At 58.4% G+C, this 22,978-nt stretch carries 20 protein-coding genes; 17 read left to right on the top strand and 3 right to left on the bottom strand.

The features are described 5' to 3' along the window. Positions 1 to 13: 13 nt before the first annotated feature. The 5 genes from LG300_RS15400 to ybiO all read left to right on the top strand — a co-directional run bounded on the left by LG300_RS15400 (position 14) and on the right by ybiO (position 5,828). Positions 14 to 973 (top strand): rhodanese-related sulfurtransferase, encoded by a 960-nt coding sequence (locus tag LG300_RS15400; RefSeq protein ID WP_404376171.1) that lies wholly within the window; start codon positions 14 to 16, stop codon positions 971 to 973. A gap of 108 nt (positions 974 to 1,081) precedes the next feature. Continuing rightward, a complete protein-coding gene (locus LG300_RS15395; RefSeq protein ID WP_404376170.1) occupies positions 1,082 to 1,882 on the top strand; it encodes an enoyl-CoA hydratase in 801 nt (266 codons plus the stop codon). Between the two features lie 102 nt (positions 1,883 to 1,984). Continuing rightward, the gene (locus LG300_RS15390) at positions 1,985 to 2,809 is read left to right on the top strand and encodes an IclR family transcriptional regulator C-terminal domain-containing protein (RefSeq protein ID WP_404376169.1); all 825 of its coding nucleotides are present in this window, start codon (positions 1,985 to 1,987) and stop codon (positions 2,807 to 2,809) included. A 22-nt stretch (positions 2,810 to 2,831) separates the two neighbouring features. Beyond that, positions 2,832 to 3,263: a YqaA family protein gene (locus tag LG300_RS15385; RefSeq protein WP_404376168.1), complete on the top strand. Its 432-nt coding sequence runs from the start codon at positions 2,832 to 2,834 to the stop codon at positions 3,261 to 3,263. A gap of 198 nt (positions 3,264 to 3,461) precedes the next feature. Then, complete coding sequence (gene ybiO, locus LG300_RS15380) at positions 3,462 to 5,828, top strand: mechanosensitive channel protein (RefSeq protein WP_404376167.1); 2,367 nt, start codon at positions 3,462 to 3,464, stop codon at positions 5,826 to 5,828. A 69-nt stretch (positions 5,829 to 5,897) separates the two neighbouring features. On the opposite strand, the gene LG300_RS15375 is transcribed toward ybiO, so the two are convergent. Then, positions 5,898 to 6,644 (bottom strand): SDR family oxidoreductase, encoded by a 747-nt coding sequence (locus LG300_RS15375; RefSeq protein ID WP_404376166.1) that lies wholly within the window; start codon positions 6,642 to 6,644, stop codon positions 5,898 to 5,900. A gap of 253 nt (positions 6,645 to 6,897) precedes the next feature. Here LG300_RS15375 and folK point away from each other — a divergent pair, with 253 nt between their 5' ends. Further along, entirely contained in the window at positions 6,898 to 7,320 is a 423-nt protein-coding gene (gene folK, locus LG300_RS15370; RefSeq protein ID WP_404376165.1) for a 2-amino-4-hydroxy-6-hydroxymethyldihydropteridine diphosphokinase, read from the top strand. 43 nt (positions 7,321 to 7,363) lie between these two features. Here folK and LG300_RS15365 read toward each other — a convergent pair whose 3' ends face one another. Continuing rightward, a complete protein-coding gene (locus LG300_RS15365; protein WP_404376164.1) occupies positions 7,364 to 8,929 on the bottom strand; it encodes a BCCT family transporter in 1,566 nt (521 codons plus the stop codon). A gap of 397 nt (positions 8,930 to 9,326) precedes the next feature. Between LG300_RS15365 and LG300_RS15360 the strand changes: the two genes are divergently transcribed. From LG300_RS15360 to LG300_RS15345, 4 genes are all read left to right on the top strand, one after another. Further along, complete coding sequence (locus LG300_RS15360; protein ID WP_404376163.1) at positions 9,327 to 10,382, top strand: ABC transporter substrate-binding protein; 1,056 nt, start codon at positions 9,327 to 9,329, stop codon at positions 10,380 to 10,382. Continuing rightward, the gene (locus LG300_RS15355; protein WP_044629919.1) at positions 10,382 to 11,164 is read left to right on the top strand and encodes an ABC transporter ATP-binding protein; all 783 of its coding nucleotides are present in this window, start codon (positions 10,382 to 10,384) and stop codon (positions 11,162 to 11,164) included. The genes LG300_RS15360 and LG300_RS15355 overlap by 1 nt, the downstream gene beginning before the upstream one ends. 40 nt (positions 11,165 to 11,204) lie before the next feature. Continuing rightward, positions 11,205 to 11,966: an ABC transporter permease gene (locus tag LG300_RS15350; RefSeq protein ID WP_404376162.1), complete on the top strand. Its 762-nt coding sequence runs from the start codon at positions 11,205 to 11,207 to the stop codon at positions 11,964 to 11,966. 85 nt (positions 11,967 to 12,051) lie between these two features. Then, positions 12,052 to 12,798, top strand: a complete 747-nt coding sequence (locus tag LG300_RS15345) for an outer membrane protein OmpK (protein ID WP_404376161.1) — start codon at positions 12,052 to 12,054, stop codon at positions 12,796 to 12,798. Between the two features lie 26 nt (positions 12,799 to 12,824). On the opposite strand, the gene LG300_RS15340 is transcribed toward LG300_RS15345, so the two are convergent. Next, positions 12,825 to 13,574 (bottom strand): YdiY family protein, encoded by a 750-nt coding sequence (locus tag LG300_RS15340; RefSeq protein WP_404378055.1) that lies wholly within the window; start codon positions 13,572 to 13,574, stop codon positions 12,825 to 12,827. A gap of 148 nt (positions 13,575 to 13,722) precedes the next feature. Here LG300_RS15340 and LG300_RS15335 point away from each other — a divergent pair, with 148 nt between their 5' ends. The 7 genes from LG300_RS15335 (at position 13,723) to urtB (ending at position 22,975) form a co-directional block, all read left to right on the top strand. Further along, positions 13,723 to 15,417: an ATP-binding protein gene (locus LG300_RS15335; RefSeq protein WP_404376160.1), complete on the top strand. Its 1,695-nt coding sequence runs from the start codon at positions 13,723 to 13,725 to the stop codon at positions 15,415 to 15,417. A gap of 31 nt (positions 15,418 to 15,448) precedes the next feature. Beyond that, a complete protein-coding gene (locus LG300_RS15330; RefSeq protein ID WP_404376159.1) occupies positions 15,449 to 16,180 on the top strand; it encodes a response regulator in 732 nt (243 codons plus the stop codon). A 231-nt stretch (positions 16,181 to 16,411) separates the two neighbouring features. Beyond that, positions 16,412 to 17,407 carry a Bug family tripartite tricarboxylate transporter substrate binding protein gene (locus tag LG300_RS15325; protein ID WP_404376158.1) on the top strand — a complete coding sequence of 332 codons (996 nt, stop codon included), beginning with the start codon at positions 16,412 to 16,414 and terminating at the stop codon, positions 17,405 to 17,407. A 107-nt stretch (positions 17,408 to 17,514) separates the two neighbouring features. Then, positions 17,515 to 17,997 (top strand): tripartite tricarboxylate transporter TctB family protein, encoded by a 483-nt coding sequence (locus LG300_RS15320; RefSeq protein ID WP_054644893.1) that lies wholly within the window; start codon positions 17,515 to 17,517, stop codon positions 17,995 to 17,997. 49 nt (positions 17,998 to 18,046) lie between these two features. Then, entirely contained in the window at positions 18,047 to 19,546 is a 1,500-nt protein-coding gene (locus LG300_RS15315) for a tripartite tricarboxylate transporter permease (protein ID WP_404376157.1), read from the top strand. A 382-nt stretch (positions 19,547 to 19,928) separates the two neighbouring features. Next, positions 19,929 to 21,281 carry an urea ABC transporter substrate-binding protein gene (gene urtA / locus LG300_RS15310; RefSeq protein ID WP_404376156.1) on the top strand — a complete coding sequence of 451 codons (1,353 nt, stop codon included), beginning with the start codon at positions 19,929 to 19,931 and terminating at the stop codon, positions 21,279 to 21,281. Positions 21,282 to 21,364: 83 nt separating this feature from the next. Beyond that, entirely contained in the window at positions 21,365 to 22,975 is a 1,611-nt protein-coding gene (urtB, locus tag LG300_RS15305) for an urea ABC transporter permease subunit UrtB (RefSeq protein ID WP_404376155.1), read from the top strand. Positions 22,976 to 22,978 lie beyond the last annotated feature (3 nt).

Here is a 22,978-nt window from a genome sequence, read left to right as displayed (position 1 = left end):
CCAGGAGCACTCCATGACGACCCCTACCCCAATACCGCCCATCGTGGTGGCAGCGCTGTACAAGTTTGTCACCCTGAATGATTTTGAAGCCCTGCGCGAGCCGCTGCGCCAAACCATGCTGGATAACGGCGTAAAAGGCACGCTGCTGCTGGCCAAAGAGGGCATTAACGGCACGGTGGCCGGTAGCCGCGAAGGTATTGACGCGCTGCTAGCATGGCTCACCGCCGACCCGCGCCTTGCCGATATCGACCACAAAGAGTCGTTCTGCGACGAGCCGCCGTTCTACCGTACCAAGGTGAAGCTGAAGAAAGAGATCGTGACCCTCGGCGTGCCCGGCATCGACCCCAACGACACCGTGGGCACCTACGTGGAGCCAGAGAACTGGAACGACGTCATCTCCGACCCCGAAGTGTTGGTAATCGATACTCGCAACGACTACGAAGTGGCGATTGGCAGCTTTGAGGGGGCGGTCGACCCGAAAACCACCACCTTCCGCGAGTTTCCGGAGTATGTGCGCAAGCACTATAACCCGGAGCAGCATAAGAAGGTTGCCATGTTTTGCACCGGCGGTATCCGCTGCGAAAAGGCCTCCAGCTTTATGCTGAAAGAGGGCTTTGAAGAGGTGTACCACCTGAAAGGTGGCGTGTTGAACTACCTGGAAAAAGTCCCGGAAGAGAAGTCGCTGTGGCGGGGCGAGTGTTTCGTGTTCGATAACCGTGTCACCGTGCGCCACGACCTCACCGAGGGCGAGCATGAACAGTGCCACGCTTGCCGGATGCCGATCTCCCAGGAGGATATGCAGTCGTCGGCCTATGAGCCGGGCATTAGCTGCCCCCACTGCATCGACTCGCTGCCCGAGAAAACCCGCGCCGCTGCCCGCGAGCGTCAGCGCCAGATTGAGCTGGCTAAGGCGCGCGGTGAACCCCACCCGCTGGGCTATAATCCTCGCCAGGACGCCCGCGAGAAAGCGTAGCCAGCCTCGTGGCCTCCCGCAGTGCGGGAGGCCACTTTGGTCGTATCCCGCCAACAGAGGCCCAAGCAAGCGCTAGACTGAGCAGCAACATCTGCTCAGGAGCCTGCTATGTATTCACTCACTTCCGTACTAAATGACTGCCTGCAATACCACCAGCACCATGAGGGTGTGGTGACGCTTACTCTCAACCAGCCCGAGCGCTTCAACGCACTCTCTGAATCGATGCTGGAAGCGCTGCAAACGGCGCTGGATAAGATCGCCCAGGATGACCAAGTGCGCTGTGTAGTGCTGGCAGCAAACGGTAAGGCCTTCTGTGCGGGGCACGATTTGAAGCAGATGCGCGCGAACCCGGTTAAAGCCTATTACCAAGCGCTATTCGAGCGCTGTGGCAAGGTAATGCAAACCATTGTGCACTTTCCCGTGCCGGTGATTGCCAAAGTGCAGGGCATCGCCACTGCGGCAGGGTGCCAGCTGGTGGCGAGCTGCGATTTAGCCGTAGCCACCAGCAGCGCCCGCTTTGCGGTCTCTGGCATTAATGTTGGCCTATTTTGCTCAACCCCGGCTGTGGCGCTCTCGCGCAACGTGCCCCGTAAGCGGGCCATGGAGATGCTGCTAACCGGCGAGTTTATCAGCGCCGCCCAAGCCGCCGAGTGGGGGCTGATTAATCGCGTCGCCGAAGAGGGCGAGCTTGATACAGCGGTTGAAGCGCTCACCGCGAGCATCTGCGCGAAAAGCGCGGTGGCGGTACGCACCGGCAAAGCCATGTTTGCCCGCCAACTTGCCATGCCCCTGGAAGAGGCTTACGCCTTTGCCGGAGAAACCATGGCGTGCAACATGCTGGCCGAGGATGTGGCCGAAGGCATTGATGCGTTTATCGAGAAGCGCCCGCCCCAGTGGCAGCACCGCTAGCAATCCATTGGTGGAATTTGTTTCCGTAAACGCGACAGCGCCCGCGCGGCGCGTTATCCTGCTGGCTTTTTACGTCATTCAGCGCCTTCAGGAGAGTATCAGGTGAGTGAAGCCAAGCGCAGGTCAGTCGGACGTCCAGCGGGAGCCACCAAAGCAAGCGGTGGGCATAGCCAATCGTTGGTACGCGGCCTCACGCTACTCGAGTATTTATCCGCCAGCCCCCTGGGCCTTGCACTCTCGGAGCTGGCGGAGATGGCCGACCTTGCCCCGTCCACTACTCACCGCCTGCTGCAGGCGCTGCAAAGCCAGGGCTTTGTCACCCAAGAGAGCGAGCAGGGCCTGTGGCGTATCGATGTCAAAACCTTCCGCATTGGCAACAGTTTCCTTGAAGCTCGCGACGTGGTGGCCAAAAGCCGCCCGTTTTTGCGCCGCTTGACCGCTGAAACCGGCGAGACCGCTAACCTGGGTATTCGGGATGGCGCGACTGCCGTGTTTCTTGCCCAGAACGAGTCGCCGCAGATGATGCGTATGATCACCCGCTTAGGCTCCCGTGCCCCGCTTCACGCCTCCGGTGTAGGCAAGGCGCTGCTGGCCTGGATGAGCGAGGAGGATCGCAGCGCGCTACTGGAAGGCGGCTATGAACTGGCCCGTGTCACTGAAAACACTCTCTACCAAACCGATGCGCTGCAGGCGGAAATGGCCGCGATTCGCGCCCAGGGCTTTGCCTGCGACCGGGAAGAGCATGCCATTGGCTTGCACTGCGTGGCGGCCTGCATTTTCGACGAGCACGCCACTCCGTTAGCGGCGATTTCTGTCTCTGGCCCCATGGCGCGTATTCCCGAAGAGCGCCTGCTGGTGCTGGGTGAGTTGGTGCGCCGCATTGCCGAAGAGATTACCCAGCAGCTTGGCGGCCAGCTGCCCCGCTAACGGCACCTGAAGGTCACGCCTCGTGTTTAGCCTGTTTTGGGTAGCGCTGGCCAGCGCCACCTTGCTGCCCGGTGGCTCCGAGATATGGTTAGCGCGGCTATGGTGCCTGGGCGAGCCTGCCGCTGCCCTGTGGTTCTTCGCCACGGCCGGTAACACGCTCGGCAGCCTGATCAACGTGGCTTTTGGTCGCTACGCTCGCCAATTTCAGCATCGCCGCTGGTTTCCGGCGTCGCCCCAAGGGCTTGCCCGCGCCGAGCGCTGGTATCACCGCTTCGGCGAGGCGAGCCTGTTGCTCTCCTGGCTACCCATCATTGGCGACCCGCTCACTGTACTGGCGGGGGTGATGCGCCTTGCCTGGTGGCGGGCGCTGCTCTGGATTGTGTTAGCGAAAGGCGGCCGCTATGGGCTGCTGCTGGCGCTCTCCCACCAATGGTTAGCCCCTTACTGCCAATGAACCACGGCTAGCGGCGACAGGCGTCATTAGTGCACCCCACAGGCGCATTAACGCCTCACTCATAGAGGCGTGTTACCCTAGCCAACGTTATACAAAGTTTGCACTCTTCGCGGATTCATCATTCTGTGGTTAACATGAATGCGTTAAATCTTAGCGAGTCGCGGGATTGCAAATACTCACCCAAAGGGAGGTTATGGTGTGACGTCACTACGTTTACTACCCTGGCTAAGCGTCTGGTTGTTGACGCTGTTGGCCATGCTGGCAGGGCCAGCCATGGCGCAAACCACGCTGGGCGCTGGGAGTGAAGCGCCTGCTACCGAAGAGCAACCCTCGTATGCGGCGCTTGCTGATTTGTTGGAAGACGAGCAAGCCCGCCAAGAGCTGATTGAACTGTTACGTAGCCAAGCCTCGGAGCTACCCGCCGGTGTCGCGACCGAGCTGTCTCCCGAAGCGGCGGCGGCTGGCGGCAATGTGGCACCTGAGGATGTCTCGCTGCCCCGTCAATTGGCGGAGCTGACCAGTCGGGTGGTGGGCGATGTGGGTGGCCAAATCGAGCAGGCCGTGGTGATTGTCGGCAATATGTTCACCGGCCAGGGGGCTGCTGGCAGCCGCTTTGAGATGGCGGCGTTTATCAGTGCTGCCATTAATCTTGGCATCGTAATCGTGGCGACCTTCGCCATTTTCATGGTGTTCCGCCTTTTGGCGAAGTCCCTGTTTACCAAGATTAGCGGCTGGTCGCAGCAGGGTAGTGGCTTAACGCCAGTACTGCGTTTAGTGATTTGCGTAGCTATTGCCGCCGTGCTGGATGTACTGCTGGTAGCATTTGCGTATGTAGGAGGCAACTTGATTGCCACCTTTGCGGTGGGGGAGACCGGCGAGCTATCCACCCGCGCATCGCTATTTTTAAACGCCTTCCTGGTTATCGAGTTATTAAAAGCTGGTGTGCGGATGCTGTTCTCTTCCCGCTATGAAGGCCTGCGCCTGCTGCCGATCTCAGCGCAAGAAGCTTCCTACTGGAACCGCTGGCTAGCCCGTCTGGTGGGTATGGTGGGGTATGGCCTGATGGTGGTGGTGCCACTGGTTAATTTCTATATCGCCGCCTCCCTGGGCCAAGCGGTCGGCACGCTGATCATGCTGCTAGCGTTTATTTATGCGGTTGGGGTGGTGCTTAAAAACCGTGTGCGCCTGCGCGATAACCTGAACCAGCTGGGCGCGCGTGCAACGCTGACCGCTAGCCGTGTATCGCTGCAGCTGTTTGCCCGCACCTGGCACCTGTTTGCACTGCTCTATTTCTTAATGGTGTTTGTGCTAACCCTTACTCGCCCTGGGGATGCACTGCCTTTCGTGCTATTTGCCACCTTGAAAACCTTAGGGGCGGTGGTCGTTGGCCTCTTGCTGTCTGCCTTCCTGACCCAAACCATTGGCCGCCGTATTCGGCTCTCCGACGACTTACGCCGTAAGCTGCCACTACTGGAAGTGCGTTTAAACAGCTATGTGCCCAATGCGCTGCGCGTGCTGCGCACGGTGATCGTCGTCGCTGTGGTGATGGTGGTGCTGGATGCCTGGGGTGCGTTTAACCTGGCTGCTTGGTACGCTTCTGAACGCGGTGCCAACCTGGTAGGTAACCTGATTAGCGTTGCGGTGATCCTGGTGGTTTCGCTGGGAATATGGCTGGGTTTGGCGAGCCTAATTGAGCATAAGCTCAATCCGGAAACGGGCAGTGGTGAACCCTCTGCCCGTGCTAAAACGCTGCTAAGCCTGTTCCGTAACGCCTTGGCGATTGCCATGGTGACCATCACCGGCATGATCGTGCTGTCGGAAATCGGCATCAATATCGGCCCGCTGATCGCTGGTGCCGGTGTATTGGGTCTGGCAATTGGTTTTGGTGCCCAAAAGCTAGTGCAGGATGTGATTACCGGGGTGTTCATCCAGGTGGAGAACGCCATGAACACCGGCGATGTGGTGACCGTGGGCGGTATTACCGGCACCGCAGAGCGCTTGAGTATTCGCTCAGTGGGTATCCGTGATCTCTCTGGCACTTACCATATCGTACCGTTCTCCAGTGTGGATACCGTTTCAAACTATATGCGCGAGTACGGTAACCATGTGGGCGAGTACGGCATTGGCTATAACGAGAGCATCGATGATGCCATCGAGCAGCTACAGCTCGCCTTTGAAGACCTCAAGGCCAGTGAAGAACATGGCAAACACCTGCTGGCAGATCTGACCGTGGCAGGGGTTACCGCCCTGGCCGACAGCTCGGTGAACATCCGTGTGGTGATCAAAACCACGCCGGGTGACCAGTGGGCTGTGGGCCGTGCCTATAACCGCCTTGTGAAGCTACGCTTCGATGCGGCGGGGATCGAGATCCCGTTCCCGCATACCACGCTTTACTTTGGCGAAACCAAAGGCGGCAAAACGCCACCTGCCAACGTGCGTATTCTGGAAGCAAAAGCACAAAGAAAACGTACCGAAACGGCGCCGCTTGCCGAGCGCAGCGAAGACTCGCTGGCGCATGAACCGGACCATCACAAGCCGGACCATGATGATGTAGAGGAAACCTAAACCTCGGTTTAGGTCAGCCAGCGGGGCCGCCTTGGGGCGGCCCCGCTGCGTTTAGGCTGCCGCTAGCGGCTAGCCAGGGTAGTTTTCGGAATGGCGACCCTCAAGGTTGATCGATTCGCCGCCGTCGACAAAGAGAATCTGCCCGGCCACAAAGGCGTTATCCAGCAGGTAGTGCAACGCCTGTACAAGGTGGGCAGGGTCGCCCTGGTGGTTGACCGGAATGCCATCGATGCGCCACTGGATATAGTCGCTGGTACGCTGGGAGGCGGGCAGCACCACCCCAGGGGCGATACCGTTAATCCGTAGGCGCGGGGCAAACTCTAGCGCCGCCATCCGGGTCATCTCCGCCAGGCTTTTCTTGGAGAGCAGGTACGCCGCATAGGGGTACTGGTGATAGGCCACCTTGTTATCGATGATGTTAATCACCTGGCCTTCCTCTACCGCCTCGGCAAAGTGGCGGGTCAGTAGCAGCGGCGTGAACATATTGACCCGAAACTGGGTTTCCAGCATGGCCATATCAGTATCAGCGATAGGTGCCGGCTCATAGGCGGAAGCGCTATTGAGCAGCACGTTTAAACCAGGAAAGCGCGCTTTGGCCCGGGTAATTAACTCTTCCAGCGAATCTTCCAGAAAGTTGCAGGGCAGAATCTCGCACGCACGCCCTTTGCCGCGAATCACCTCGGCCACTTCCTCGGCTTCGCCGCGGGAGCTATTCACATGCAGTGCGATATCAAAGCCCTTATCGGCCAACGCCTCAGCAAAGTAACGGCCCAGGCGGGTGGCGCCGCCGGTCACAAGTGCAGCAGGTCTCTCCATTACGTTGTTCCTCGCAGCAGGTAGTGTCTGGTAACTAGCCGAAACATGGTTATCCAAAGACTCTCTGCGTGAGCGTAGCGTTTGTCAATAACTTATACAGAGATTGAACAAAATAGCCGACAGACTACTCTGTTGTAACGCCCGCTGATTGCTATACGCCCAATCGGCGTTGCCAGATCAGCGGCACGACCGCTATGGGTCACCCTGTCTCTTACATTGGGATGTAGCTATGTCATCAAGGTCATCACACGCCATGCCCGCGTCGGCCCCGCACGAGTGCATTATCTCGCTCGGTACGAATATCGAGCCAGAGCATCACTTTGCCCAGGCCCTGGAGATTTTAAACAGCGAGTGCGAGTTACTGGCCCGTTCTGAGGCAGTACGCACTGCTCCAGTAGGCTTTCAGCAGCAGCCTGATTTCCTCAATGCCGCGCTGGTGGTACGAACCACCCTTGAGCGTGACGCCTTTAAGGCCTATCTAAAGGACGTTGAGCATCGTTTAGGCCGCGTGCGCGGCCCTATCAAGTCCGGCCCCCGCACCATGGATTTGGACATCGTTGCTTGGGATGGTGAGGTGGTCGATGACGGTTATTACAAACACGACTATGTGCGCGGGCCGGTGGATGAGGTACTAACGGCAAGCGGCCGATTCCTTACGGTTCGTGCCAGACCATAATTACTAACGCCCCCCAGTGACGTACTCAATACGCCGGGAGTTTTCAGCCTTGCGACGAGCCGATGATGCCCTGCTCACTTGCCATGGCGTAAGCCGCCTGCGGGCCGTTCCATAGCGAGGGCAGCAGAATCAGCGACACTGGAATCGCGGTGATCACGATAAACTGCTGCAGCGCGCTAATTTGACCTGCACCCATATACAGCAGCACGGCCGCCATCAGGGCCATCGCAATGCCCCAAAAAGCGCGCATGTAAGGGCTCGGGTCATCATGGCTTGCGCCGACAACGGCAATCGCGTAGCTCATGGAGTCGCCGGTGGTGGCCACAAAAATCGTGGTCAGCAGCAGGATCGCCAGCGCCATCCAAGTGCCACCGGGCAGCGCTTGAGCCACCGTGAGGGTCGCCACGTCAAACTGGAAGTTATTGAGCGCTTCGGTCAGGTCGATCACACCCGTCAGCTGGTAATAAATGCCGGAGCCGCCCAGTAGCGTAAACCATACGGTAGTGGCAATCGGGGCGAGTACAGCAACCGCCAGAATCATTTCACGAATGCTGCGGCCCCGTGAAATGCGCGCCACGAAAATCGCCATCAGCGGTGCATAGCCGATAAACCAAGCAAAGAAGAACACCGTCCACCACTGCATCCACCACGCCGGGGCGGTTTCAGCGGTCATGGTGGCCATGGTGAAAAACTCGCTGACATACGCCCCCATGCTGGAAACGTAAGTGTTCACCAGGAACAGCGTTGGGCCGAACACTACAATTACCGCGCCGATGGCTAAGGCCAGCAGCACGTTGAAGCGGCTCAGCAGTTGGATACCTTTATGCACCCCGCTCATGGAGGAGAGCACATAGATGGCCCCTAACACGGCCAGGATGATGAGCTGGCCCGTGTAGCCTTCCGGCAGGCCAAACAGCTCGTGCAGGCCAAAGCTCACCTGGGTCGCCAAAAAACCGATGGGGCCTACTGTGCCCGCCACTAGGGCAATCACGCAGCAGGCATCCACTAGGCTGCCCAGCAGGCCATGCATTAAGCGCTCCCCAAACACTGGGTAGAGCAGTGTGCGGGGCTGCAGCGGCTGGCCTTTCACGTAGTGCGCGTGAGCCAGCACCACGGCGGTGAGAGAGCCTAGCACCGCCCAGGCCATAAAGCCCCAGTGCATAAACGACTGCGCCAGCGCGCCGGATACCGCTTCAGCGGTGCCAGCTTCGGTATCAAAGGCGGGAGGAGTGACCACAAAGTGGTACACCGGCTCGCCTGCGGCAAAAAACACCCCGCCACCGGCTAACAGCGTACATAGAATGATCGAGAGCCACTTAAACGTGCTCATTTCTGGTGCATCTAGATTGCCGATCTTAGCTTTTGCCGCAGGCGTTAAAGCCACGCCAATGGCGATAAAAAACGTCAGCAGAAGCAGCAGCTGGAAATAGCTGCCCAGCACCAGCGCGGTCCAGGCAAAGCCTGCGCTGATGGAATTGGCGACTAGGTCAATGTCGTAAAACGAAAGCGCCAGAAATGCCACGATGAAGCCGATGCTAAGCACCAGCACAATAGGGTCACCGAGGGAAAACCGCGAGGGCCCCTCGGCGCGTTGGGCAGGTTGGTTCATGAAGAGCACCTATTTGGAATGGGAGGTTGCAGGAAAGAGCGGGAGCAGAACCTTTAGCTTAATAAACCCAAGAGGGAGCCGACTTAACGCCGCTGGCCACAGGTTTTCAAAGCAAAAAAAAGCGCCATTCAATGAATGGCGCGAGGACAGGAAACTGCGCATAGTATACGTGGTGTATAGACGAAAGTCTAAAAAAGTTGCTATTTGGTGCATATGGTTATGTCTACGCACCTTCATAAGGCATGTTGGCTTGGGAAGATAAGGCGATAGACGGCGATATCTTCCTAAGTATTATCTATCAATGCTTATTAACGTATTGAGATAATTATAGTTGTAAAAGATTGGCAGCATTCATGCTTGGTACGTAGCACAATTTTGTATACAAGGTGTGCTTGCTATGAATGCTTCAACAGCGGTTTTTCCGGGATTAAAACGCGTTGCATTAGTGGGGGCGACGGCTCTTTTATGGCTGCCTGGGGTCAGCCAGGCGGAAGAGACAACCATCCGCTTCCAGTTAGATTGGCGCTTTGAAGGGCCTTCTGCCCCCTTCCTATTGGCTGAATCCCGCGGCTACTTTGCTGAAGAAGGCCTTGATGTACAAATTGATTCCGGCAGCGGGTCAGCAGGCGCGATTAACCGAGTGGCCTCGGGTGCCTATGAGATGGGCTTTGGTGACCTTAATGCGCTAGTGGAATTCCTAGCCGAGAACCCCGATGGCCCCGGTATTAGCGGCGTCTATATTGTATACGATGGTACGCCTGCCGCCGTTTTTGCTCGTAAGGATAGCGGGATTGAGACGCCCGCTGACTTAGCAGGCAAAACCATCGCTGCCCCTGCCTTTGATACCGGCTACCGCGCTTGGGGTATTTTTGCAGCGGCCAATGATCTAGCGGCCGATGCGGTGGAGTGGCAAAACGTCGACCCTACGCTGCGCGAAACACTGCTTACCCGAGGTGATGTAGATGCCATTACCGGCTTCTACTTCACCAGCCTGCTGAACCTGGAAGAGCGGGGAATGAGCGAAGATGAGCTCACCATCATGCCGTTCCCCGAGTATGGGGTCCCGCTTTACGGCAATGCCATCATTGTTAGCGAGTCCTTCGCCAACGAGAACCCTGAGGCCGTGCAAGGTTTTTTGCGAGCGTTCAACCGTGCCCTGGGCGACACCTTGGATGATCCCGAAGCGGCGATTGAGTACGTGCGCGAGCGCGATAGCTTGATTGACGTTGAAATGGAAACCCGCCGTCTGAAGCTGGCCCTGGAAAGCGTGGTAGACACCCCAGATGCCCGCGAATATGGCGTGGGGGGAGTGGACGATGAGCGCCTACGGGATGCTGTTGCGCTAGTGGCTAAGGCCTACGACCTACCCACACTGCCATCCCCCAGCCAAGTCTTCGACTCCCGTTTCTTACCGCCCATCGATGAGCGCATGCTGCTGCCGGAGGCTGAGTAATGTCGGCAGCGTTTGTCCGCTTTGATGACGTGAGCCTGGCCTATGACGGCACAGGCAACGCGATTGAGGATATTAATCTTTCCATCCGCGAGGGCGAGTTTGTCGCCTTCGTGGGGCCATCCGGGTGCGGTAAATCCACCTTTATGAAGTTATGCACGGGGCTGCACGCACCCACCCAAGGAAGTGTTAGCGTGGATGGCGCGCCGGTCACCGGGCCTTTGAAAATCTCTGGTATGGCGTTTCAGAATGCCAACCTGCTGCCCTGGCGTACCACGCTGGATAACGTGCTGCTGCCGCTGGAAATTGTTGAGCCCTACCGGCGTCAGTTTCGTAAGCGTCGCGAGGAGTTTGTGGGCTGGGCGCGCTCATTGCTGAAAACTGTCGGGCTCGCCGAGCATGAAAATAAATACCCTTGGCAGCTCTCCGGCGGTATGCAGCAACGGGCGTCCATTTGCCGGGCGCTGATCCACCAGCCGCGTCTGCTGATGTTGGATGAACCGTTTGGCGCGCTGGATGCGTTTACACGCGAAGAGCTGTGGTGCGTACTGCGGGATTTATGGGAAGCCCAGCGATTTACCGTTGTGCTGGTGACCCATGACCTTCGTGAAGCGGCCTTCTTAGCCGATACGGTGTATGTGATGAGCCGCCGCCCAGGTCGCGTTATTGAGCGTCGCTCCATTGAGCTGCCTCGCCCCCGAGCGTTGGAGACCACCTACGAAAAACCCTTTATTGATCTGGTGCAGGAACTACGCGCCCAGATTGGCGAAGTGCGTAGCACCTGATCGATGACTCTCTGCGTCGGCACCATTAAGGCATTTTTTTATGACCGTAAATAGCAAACTGATTGAACGTCTGGCGCCCTGGATCGCGGTGGTGGTGCTGGTGATGATCTGGGAAGTCACGGTGCGGCTATTTAACGTACCGAGCTTTATCTTCCCCAGCGCCTTGGAAACCGCGCAGGCGTTGATTACCTATGCAGGCCCCATTGGTCAGCACTCTTGGCAAACCTTCTGGACTACGCTGATCGGCTTTGGGTTGGGAGTGGTGGTCGGGTTAGTGCTGGGCTTTATCATCGGCTCGTCGCGCTTTTTGTATAACGCCTGCTACCCGCTGCTGGTGGGGTTTAATGCCATTCCTAAAGTGGCCTTTGTGCCAATTCTGGTGGTCTGGTTTGGCATCGGCTCGGTTCCTGCGATTCTCACTGCCTTTTTAATCTGCTTTTTTCCCATTGTCGTGAATGTGGCCACAGGGCTGGCAACCCTGGAGCCAGAAATGGAAGACGTGCTGCGAGTACTGGGTGCGCGGCGCATGGATGTGCTTTTGAAAGTAGGGCTGCCGCGTTCGCTGCCGTACTTTTTTGCCTCGTTGAAAATCGCCATCACCCTAGCGTTTGTGGGCACCGTCGTATCGGAAACCGTCGCCTCTAACCAGGGCATCGGCTACCTGATGATGAGCGCTGGTTCGCAAATGCGTATGGGGCTTGTATTTGCCGGGCTGCTGGTGATCAGCGCGATGGCTATGGTGATGTACGAACTGTTTGCCCAACTAGAAAAGCGTATGACCGCTTGGGCACATCGTAGTTAAGGAAAGAAACGCCGCAGTGGCCAAGTACCGCTGCGGTTTGACTGAATTTGCTGGCATAGCCAGTGTTGATCAATAAGGGGACCCAATGAAATATTTACCCATCGCTAGTTTAGCCGCTGCCATGTTGATATCACCGCTTGCCTCGGCTGAAAAACTGTTTTCAGACTCAAGTATCTCTCTGTTATATAGCGATCAGTACCAAGCGTTTGGGCGTAATGAGCGCACTGATACCTACGTAACCTTTGAAAATGTGACGGCACACGACTGGGGCGGCACTTTTTTGTTTGTGGATCGTAACCAAGGGCGGGGCAGCGCCGATGGTGACGACGATCTGTATGGCGAATTCTCTCCAACGCTCAGCCTGGGATGGCTAAGTGGCGTCGATTTGCAGCGGGGCGCGCTTAAAGATGTGTCGCTGGCGGGTACCTATGAATTTGGTGGCGGTACCAATGCTACCAATATTCTGACAGGCGTGAGCTTCGCCTGGGATGTGCCAGGCACAACGTATTTCAACAGCACGTTCTACTACGTCAATAACAGTGAAATCGCCGATGATCTGCAAATGACGCTCACCTGGGGCGCACCGTTTGAGGTGGGAGCATCGCGGTTTCTGTTTGATGGCTATATCGACTACTCAACGTCGGCATCGGACCATGACGCAGAGTTTCATTTCAATCCCCAGCTAAAATTAGACTTAGGGCACTACCGTGGCCGCCCAGGGGTGCTCTATGCAGGGATTGAGTACTCCTACTGGAACCATAAGTACGGCCTTACCGATAGTGTTATGGATACCGAAAGCGCGGTGAGTGCACTGGTTAAATTTCACTTCTAATCGGCGAAGGTAGCACCATGATGGTGCTACCAGCTATACAACAGCGAGGCGCTGGTGGTGGTATCAGTGCGCTCGCTGGCATCCTCCGGGGGCTGTGAGTTGTGCTTCACTTCATAAGAGAGGCGCAGCGACAGCCTAGCGTTAAGACGGGCGGTGAGCGCCGTTAGTGAGCGGCCGGTGGTGTTTGCATCGGTGTACTCCACCGACATCTCCTGGGTGATATCGGCGTAATCAGAAAACCGGTAGCGGTAATCCAGCGCGGTATAAGCCACGGCTAGCTGTTGATGATCTGTCTCCCGCAGGCGGTCGTTACGGTAGCCTGGCCCCGCTTCTAGTGAGAGCGTATGGCGCTTATTTTTCAATAGCTGACGCCCGTAGCCGCCAATCACCGAGAGCTGCTGGTCGTACCCGGCAAAGCGGTCTTTCTCCCAACGGGCAAACCCGAATAAATAGTGCGGCCCGCTGAAGTCGTAGCGCTCGCGTCCGGCCAATACGTACTGCTCAGCACTGGTTACGCCATCCTTGCTTACGTTACGCACCTCCCCCCGCAGCGAGTGGGTCAACGGCCCCGTTAGCCAAGTCAGGCGGGTCTTGCCGATCAAGGTCTGGCTATCGGTATTGCCGGAGAGACGGGTAAAACCAAGCTCCGCGTCACCACTAAAGAGTGGTGTATCCTCCTTTGGTGGTGGCGGCGCATAGAAGGGGGAGGCCGCCGCGTGACTAGCCCATAGCGCACAACCGACGAGCGCAAGATAGCGGGAAAGGGCTTGGGGCAGTCGTTGGAAAAGGGGATGCACGTATCTCCTCCTTGAGGGAGCATGAGTAAGTGGCTGCTATATAAGCAAAGTAGCGGGTGAACGCAACGACTAACGTCACCTGACGCTGCATGCCATAATGGCGTTGTCGCGCATTGTGAGTTCCGTTATGACTGCCACCCGCCCTAGAACGCTGGCCGAATTACAGCGCTGGCGCCGCACCCGCGCCAAGCGCCGCTGGTATAAGCGCAGTTTTCGCCTGCAGGTCATGATGCTGGTGGGGCTGCTGCTGGCGGGTATGTTGCTGGCTCAAGGCACTTATTTGAACCACCGCAAAGCCGAAATCATCACCCACCAAATGGGCGAGCGGGCACTGGCCGTGGCCAAAACCGTGGCTGGGATGCCGCAGATTGTAAACGCTTTTTTCACACCTGACCCCTCCGCCATTATCCAGCCCCTTGCCGAACGAGTGCGCCAGGAGACCGGTGCGCGCTACGTGGTGGTGGGTAATGCCCAATCGATCCGTTACTCCCATCCAGTGCCTGAGCGTATCGGCCACCCCATGGTGGGCGGCGATAACGAGCAGGCGCTGGTGTATGGCCAGTCGTATGTTTCTGAAGCCACCGGCACGCTAGGCACGGCCATGCGCGGTAAAACCCCAGTATGGGACGAGGAGGGCAATATCATCGGGGTGGTCTCGGTGGGCTTTATGCTCGACCGCGTCGATATGGACGTGGCCCGCTACACCAGCCTCGGCTGGGCGCTGGTGGCGCTGATGATTATGCTGGGATTCGCCGGTGCCTATTGGCTGTCGCAGCACTTGAAAAAGATCATTTTAGGGCTGGAGCCTTACGAAATCGCACGCTTGGCGATGGAGAAAGAGGCCATCTTGCAGTCGATCCATGAGGGCATTCTTGCGGTGAATCGGGATGGCCATATCACCCTGGTGAACCAGCAGGCGCGGCGCTTTTTAGAGCTGCCCGACGATCATGTGTTGCTCGGCCAGCCGATCCGCGAGGTGGTGCCTAACTCGCGGCTGTTGGAAGTGTTAAAGCGCGGAGAACAGGAGTTCAACCAGGAGATGTGGCTGGGGGATCACCCTGTGGTGGTCAACCGCGTGCCGATTCTGCATGAAGGAGAAATAGAAGGGGCAGTGGCTACCTTCCGCAGCCGACGGGAAATCATCGACCTCTCCCAAGCGCTCACCCAAGCCAGCCGTGATGTGGATATGCTGCGCGCCCAGGCCCACGAGTTCTCCAACAAGCTCTACACCATCTCCGGCCTGTTGCAGCTACAGCGTATTGATGAAGCGCTGGCGCTGATTCACCAGGAAACCGAGCGTGCCCAGGCGCAAATGAGCTTTTTGATGCGCCATGTGGCGGATGCGGTATTGAGCGGCACGCTGCTGGGCAAACTCACCCGCGCCCGCGAGCTGGGAGTTGCCCTGGAGATCGATGAGCAGAGCTCACTCTCCTGCCCACTGACCCCCACCGGCCAGGAGGTGATGATGAGCGTAGTCGGCAACCTGCTGGATAACGCCTGCCACGCCGCGCTCAACGGCCCCCACGGTGACCAGCCCACTGTGCGGCTGTTTTTCACCGACCTGGGCGAGCAACTACTTATTGAAGTGGAAGATAACGGTGCCGGGGTGCCCGCCGAGCATGCGGAGTCGATTTTTGCCGACGGGTTTTCCACCAAAACCGGCAAGCATCGGGGCATAGGGCTTGCCCTGGTAGCGAGGCTTTGCCGCCAGCACGGTGGCGCGGTGACGCTGGAAGAGAGCGAGCTGGGCGGTGCATGCTTTATTGCCGTGCTGGACCGCTCGCTATGCGCCGAGGCCGCCACCCAGCCCCTGACCTCATAACGAGATCATGACGACAATAAGAGGACACCGCATGTCTGCGACGCAATACGGCATTTTGGTCGTCGAAGACGATTTTCGCATCGCCGATATCCACCGCGCCTTTATTGAGCAGAGCGAGGGCTTTTATGTGGTCGGCATGGCGCGCAACGGCAGTGAAGCCAAGGCGCTGATGGCCCAGCACGCCGCTGAAATTCAACTGATTTTGCTGGATGCCTACCTACCGGACGTAGAAGGGCTGGAGCTACTCTGGGCCATCCGCCGGGACTATGTGCATGTGGATATTGTAATGGTGACCGCCGCCAAGGAGGTGGAGACCATTAGCGAAGCGCTGCGTGGCGGCGTATTCGATTATCTGATCAAACCCATTGAAGCGGCCCGCATGAACCAGATGTTGACCCGCTTTCGCCGCGAGCGTGAAGTGCTGGCGAACCGTGCCGAGATGAGCCAGGACGAATTGGATCACGTGCTGGCCCGGGTTACCCCGAGTGAACCCACACGCTCCGCTAGCCGAGCGCTGCCCAAAGGCATCGACCGCTTAACGCTGCGCCGGGTGGTGGATGCGCTGGCTGCCGCGCCCGACTCGCTCACCGCAATGCAGGTAGCACGCACCATGGGCGCCAGCCGTTCAACCGCACGGCGCTATTTGGAATTCTTGGTTGCTGAACAGGCGGTGAGCGCCGAGCTAGGGTATGGCGATGTGGGCCGCCCCGAGCGGCGCTATCGGCTGTTAAACGCCGCTAAGGGGTGGCTAGAAACGTTGTAAGCACGTCTGCGTGAACAAAATGAACAAAACGCACAAAAAGAACAATTTGTCGTTTATGGTCATAAGCTTGCCGCTAGGGGTGGCGCTCTTCTAACGTTCGCTGCGTAACCACACAAAGTTAATAGCCGAGTGCCCGGCGCCGTTTATTAACTCTGCGTATAAAGAAGCTTGGTTAACCATAAGCCAACGTTAATAACAACACTGTCTGAAATAACAATGTGGAGAACGCCAATGACGACGCTACCCTTAAAGCGCCTCGCCGTGCTTGCCTTGCCGATGGCTGCCCTGGCCATGACGACATCTGCCCAAGCGCAAGAGTGGACCCCGAGCCGTTCTATCGAATTTATTGCACCGGCTAACCCCGGTGGCGGCTGGGACACCCTGGTACGCACCATGTCCCGCGTAATTCAGCAAGAGTCCCTGGCGGATGAGAGTTTTGCAGCGATCAACGTGCCCGGCGGTGGCGGTGCGGTGGCGTGGGCCCAGGTGGCTCGCGATAGCGGCAACCCCCACAAACTGTTTGCCACCAGCCCGCCGATGATTCTGGTACCGCTGGCAGGCGCTTCCCGCTACGACCACACCGACTTCACGCCGATTGCGCGTATTAACACCGACTACTCGATTATTCTGGTCGCGGCGGATTCCGAATACCAAACCCTGGATGATCTGTTTGAAGCGCTCAAAGCCAACCCTGGCCTGAGCGTGGGCGGCGGCAGTGCGCCAGGCTCTATGGATCATATTTCGGTAGCGGGTCTAGCCTCGGCGGCGGGAATGGAACCCTCGGCAGTGAACTATATCCCGTTCTCTGGCGGTGGCGATGCCATGACCAACCTGATGGGCGGCCACATTGAAGCGGTGATCGGCGGTGCTGGTGAAGCCGTGGGCCAGCTAGGCGAAGGCAGCCAGCTGCGCGCACTGGGCGTCTCTTCTGAAGAGCGTCTGGGCGGTGGCCTGGCCGACGTGCCCACCTACCAAGAGCAGGGCTACGACTACACCTTCGATATCTGGCGTGGCGTGATGGGTGCGCCGGAGATGCCGGAAGAGGCGGTGGAGTACTACGAAACACTGTTCGCTGAAATGCTCGAAACCGACGCATGGCGCGAAGCCAGCGACCAGCTGGGCTGGATCGATGCCTACCAGGATAGCGAAGCGTTCGGTGCCTTCCTGGACGATCAGCAAGAGCAGTTCAGCAGCGTGCTGACCGACCTGGGCCTGCTGCGCCAGTAAGCGCCAGCGCCCGCTAGAGATTCCCCGGTGGCGCTATGCTGCTGGGATCTTCTGTCTGTTACCGCGAGGGCCAGCGCATTCGCGTTGGCTCCTTCGGAGAAATCCCAATGACCCGATTGAATACGAACCAGTGGCTAGCGCTTGTACTGGCGTTAGTGGCGGCTGCTTATTTAGCCATGGCCTGGCAAATCCCGACGTTCCCCTTACCGCGTCCGGTGGATTCCGACCTGTTCCCCAAAGTGTTGGGGGTGTCTCTGCTGCTGCTGGCAGCGCTGCTGTTCTTTGAAAAGCCGAGCGCCATTGCCGGGGCCGATGAGATCGACCATGAGGCCACCAACGGCCCGCTGCTGTTCACTCCCTGGGCGCGTGTCATCGTGACCTCGTTAGCCATCGCCGCCTATGCGTTTTTGCTGGTGCCGCTGGGCTTTGTGCTGGCCTCCACGTTGCTAAGCGTTGGTTTAACCGCCTACTACGGCTATCGCCGCCACGGCGTCAACCTGGCGGCATCGCTGGGTGTGGTACTGGCCCTTTACCTGACCATGACGCGGGTAATGGATGTTTACCTACCCACCGGCGTACTGCCGTTCTAAGCAGGGTGTGCTGACGCACGCTTAGCGGGTTTTAACGAGAGACACTCCCATGGATGCCTTAAACAATTTGATGTATGGCTTTGGCATCGCGCTTGAGCCAATCAATATCGCTTACGTTTTCGCCGGTGTGTTTGCCGGTACCATTATCGGTATGTTGCCCGGCCTGGGGCCGATCAGCGCGCTGGCGCTGATGATCCCAATTACCTTTGCCATGGAGCCCTCCTCCGGTTTGATTCTGATGGCAGGGGTCTATTACGGCGCTATTTTCGGCGGCTCGACCTCATCCATTCTGCTCAACGCCCCCGGCGTGGCGGGCACGGTAGCGACCTCTTTTGACGGCTACCCGATGGCCAAGCAGGGCATGGCGGGTAAAGCGCTGGCCATTGCGGCGTATGCCTCCTTTATCGGCGGTACGGTATCGGTCATCTTTTTGATGCTGGTGGCGCCGCTGCTCTCCAAAGTGGCGGTGAGCTTTGGCCCTGCTGAGTACTTTGCACTGATGGTGCTGGGCTTAACGGCGGTGGTGTCACTGTCGGATAAGTCGCTAGTCAAAGGCCTGATTGCGGCGGTGGTGGGTGTCATGATCTCGATTGTGGGGATCGACACGCAAACCGGCACCGAGCGCTTTACCTTTAACTCGATTCAACTACTCGACGGTATCGACTTCCTGGTGGTGGCGCTGGGTATCTTCGCCCTGGCGGAAGTGTTCTACATGCTGCTGCGCGGCAGCGGCGGTAAAGAGGTGCCGCGCAACGTGATTGGCTCGCTGAAGCTGAGCCGTGGCGAAGTGAAGAAAATTGCTGGCCCCATTAGCCGCAGTTCCGTACTGGGCTTCTTTACCGGCGTATTACCGGGGGCGGGTGCCACCATTGGCTCCTTCCTGGGCTACAGCATGGAGAAGCGCCTGGCGAAAGATGGCGACACCTTTGGTCAGGGCAACATTAAGGGCGTGGCCGCGCCGGAAGCGGCGAACAACGCTGCCTGTACCGGCTCTTTCGTGCCGCTACTGACGCTGGGCGTACCGGGTTCCGGCACCACGGCGGTACTGTTGGGCGCGCTGCTGGTAATGGGCGTCACCCCTGGCCCGATGATGCTGGAGCAGCGCCCGGACGTGTTCTGGGGCGTGATTGCCAGTATGTATATCGGCAACATCTTCCTGCTGGTACTGAACCTGCCGCTGATCCCGCTGATCGCCAAAATCCTCGACCTGCCGCGCCCGCTGCTGCTGTCGATGATCCTGATCTTCTGCATGATCGGCGTTTACGGCATGAGCTTCAGTATCTTCGACCTGCTGCTGCTGTTGGGCTTTGGCCTGTTGGGCTTGGGCATGCGCCTGTTTGGCTTCCCCACCGCACCGCTGATTCTTGCACTGATCCTGGGCAATATTATGGAAGAGTCCATGCGTCGGGCACTGCAGATCTCCGGTGGCGACTGGACCACCTTTATCGACAAGCCGATTTCGCTGTCGCTCCTGGTCATCGCGGTGCTCTCCCTGGGCCTGCCGCTGCTTAAAAAGCGGCGTAGCAAAGCGGCTACGGCGGCTAACTAAACACCCACGCTTTACGCCTCAGCGCTCTAGGTCTCCTAGGGCGCTTTTTTGTTGGCGGTATGAATACCCCTTAGTGGTGCAAGGCCTTCTGCTGGTGCCTAACAATTGTGCATCGTGGCTGCGTCATTGCGCCATGTTTGTGCTTATAGCCTAAATCTGCGTTTTTATAAAATAACTAAGTTATTGATTAATTATGTGTTAATGGCTTTTGCCTCAATCTGGCGCACCCCTTGCTAAGTGAATAGCGACGTGTGAATAACGAGCAACACCTCGCTAACCACAAGTGGACGCACCAAGTACTCCCGTCGCATTCACAACGACAACGCTTGGTCGCGGTACCCCAAACACGAGCCCCAACGATAAGGGGCGCAAGGAGGTTCAAGTGACCACACTGCAGCGCAAGACACACCCACGCACCCTTAGCCGCTTCGCCACTGCCCTGATCACCGCCGCTGTGATGGGCGCCAGCGCGCAAGCGGTTGCCCAAGACGATGACCCCATCAAAGTCGGTATTCTGCACTCGCTCTCCGGCACCATGGCCATCAGTGAATCGACCCTGAAAGACACCGTGGAAATGCTCATCGAGCAGCAGAACGAGGCCGGTGGCTTGCTGGGCCGTCAGTTGGAAGCTGTGGTGGTCGACCCCGCTTCTAACTGGCCGCTGTTTGCCGAGCGTGCCCGCGAGCTGCTGGCCCAGGAGGAAGTGGACGTCATCTTCGGTAACTGGACCTCCGTTTCCCGTAAAGCGGTGCTGCCGGTGGTGGAAGAGCTGAATGGTCTGCTGTTCTACCCGGTGCAGTACGAAGGCGAAGAGTCGTCTGAAAACGTTTTCTACACCGGTGCCGCGCCCAATCAGCAGGCCATCCCTGCCGTTGAGTATTTGATCAACGAAGTCGGTATCGAGCGCTTTGCGCTGATCGGCACCGACTACGTCTATCCGCGCACCACCAACCGCATCCTGGAAGCGTTCCTGAAAGATGAGCACGGCGTGGCGGACGAAGACATCATGGTCAACTACACGCCGTTTGGTCACTCGGACTGGCAGAACATCGTCTCCGAAATTCGCCGCTTTGGTGAAGAGGGCAAGCCTACCGCCGTGATCTCCACCATTAACGGCGACGCCAACGTGCCGTTCTACCGCGAGCTGGCTAACCAAGGCATCGATGCCGCCGACATTCCGGTGATCGCCTTCTCGGTGGGCGAGCAGGAGCTGTCCGGTATCGACACCGCGCCGCTGGTGGGCCATCTGGCCGCCTGGAACTACTTCATGAGCGTGGACACCGACGCCAACTACGACTTTATCGACGCCTGGATTGAGCACACCGGTGACGAGATGTCGGTGACCAACGACCCCATGGAAGCGCACTACATTGGCTTCAACATGTGGGCCGAAGCGGTGCGTAAAGCAGGCACCACCGATGTAGACGCGGTGAAAGACGCGATTATCGGCGTGACCGTGCCGAACCTCTCCGGCGGTTACGCGGCGATGATGCCTAACCACCACATCACCAAGCCGGTGCTGATTGGTGAAGTTCAGGATAACGGCCAGTTCGATATCGTCTGGCAAACGCCCTCGACCGTGGCCGGTGACGCGTGGTCGGATTACCTGCCGGGCTCCCGCGACCTGATCGCTGATTGGCGCAAGCCTATGGAGTGCGGCAACTTTAACGTTGTGAACGGTTCCTGTGGTGGCAGCACCGCAGCAGAAGAAGCCGAAGCAGCGCTTGCCGAGTAACTTTCGTCCCCTACTGCGCCAGCGCAATGGCGCAGTAGGGGAGCACGCTATCTCCCCCATTTGATCACCAAAGGAAGAACCCCATGAGGCGTTTCCTTTCCTTGGGGCTGCTGTGCTTGATGCTACTCGGCACCGCCGTGTCGGCGCAGGCACAAAGCAGCTCCTCGACTCCCGATGACCAAGCAGCACTCGCGCTGTTGACCGCGCTGGATGTGGACTCCTACCGCGATAAAGGCGAAGCCATTACCGCTATTTTGCAAAGCGATGACGAGCGCGCCCGCGACTGGCTGCAGGCACTGCTGGATGGCCGCCTACAACGCACCGACGATGGCCGCTTTGTGCTGGTGCTTGAGAACCGTGGTCGCGACTGGCCAGTGGCCGATGCGCTGACCAACGAGCCGCTGGGTGAAATGTCCCGCCGCGACCTGGACCGTATCGGCATCAACAATGCGCTGCGCAACCAGCTGCGCAGCGCCATTGCCGTGGTGGACCTCTACTCACCTAACGTAGAGCGCCGCCGCACTTCCGCTGACCGCTTGCTGGGCGAAGTGGACGGCGAGCTGGCCGAAACGCTGGAACCAGTCATTGCCGACGCGGAAGATGAGTATGTTCGCACGCGCTTGGCTCAGGCGGTGGCAATTTACCGCGCCGAGCAGGGCGAGATGGTGGGTGTCGAGGCGCTTACCGGCAGCCTTCACCCGCGTGCTCGCGTGGCGTTAGGCCGTGCCGCGAACAGCGACGATCCCATGGTTGCCGAGGCAGCAGCGACGGCGCTGGCAGGCATTGAGCAGCAGCTCAAGATTAACCGGGGCCTGGAGACGCTCTATTTCGGCTTGAGCCTGGGCTCGGTGCTGGTGCTGGCAGCGATTGGCTTAGCGATTACCTTTGGCGTGATGGGCGTAATCAACATGGCTCACGGCGAGCTGATGATGCTGGGCGCCTACACCACCTGGATGATGCAGCAACTGCTGCCGGGCCAGCCGGGGCTAGCGCTGATTCTATCGATTCCGGCGGGCTTTATGGTCGCCGCGCTGGTGGGTATTGCCATCGAGCGGGGCGTGATCCAGTTCCTCAAAGGCCGCCCGCTGGAAACCCTGCTGGCCACTTTCGGCATCAGCCTGATTCTGCAGCAGCTGGTGCGCACGGTGATCTCTCCGCTCAACCGTACCGTGGTGACGCCAGAGTGGATGAGCGGCTCGCTGGTGATCAACGACGCGCTGTCGCTCACGCTCAACCGGATGTTCGTGCTGGGCTTTGCGCTGGTGGTGTTCGCTGCGCTGATGCTGATTATGCGCCGCACCCGCTTAGGGCTTGAAGTGCGTGCCGTGACCCAAAACCGCGCCATGGCGCGCTCCATGGGCATCCGCGCCACCCGCGTGGATATTATGACCTTTGCGCTGGGCTCCGGCGTGGCGGGCTTGGCGGGCGTGGCGCTCTCCCAGCTCACCAACGTGGGCCCCAACCTCGGCCAGAACTACATCATCGACTCGTTCATGGTGGTGGTGTTTGGTGGCGTAGGTAACCTGTGGGGCACGCTAGTGGCGGGGCTCTCGCTGGGTGTCATCAACCAGGTGCTGGAACCCTGGGCAGGCGCGGTGCTGGCCAAGATTATCGTGCTGGTCTTCATCATTCTGTTTATTCAAAAACGCCCGCGTGGACTCTTCCCGCAGAAGGGCCGGGCTGCGGAGGGCTAACCC

The organism is Vreelandella aquamarina (assembly GCF_044805175.1).
GTDB lineage: Bacteria > Pseudomonadota > Gammaproteobacteria > Pseudomonadales > Halomonadaceae > Vreelandella > Vreelandella aquamarina_B.
Note: the sequence above shows the minus strand (reverse complement) of the source record. Positions and strands in the feature narration are given on the sequence as shown.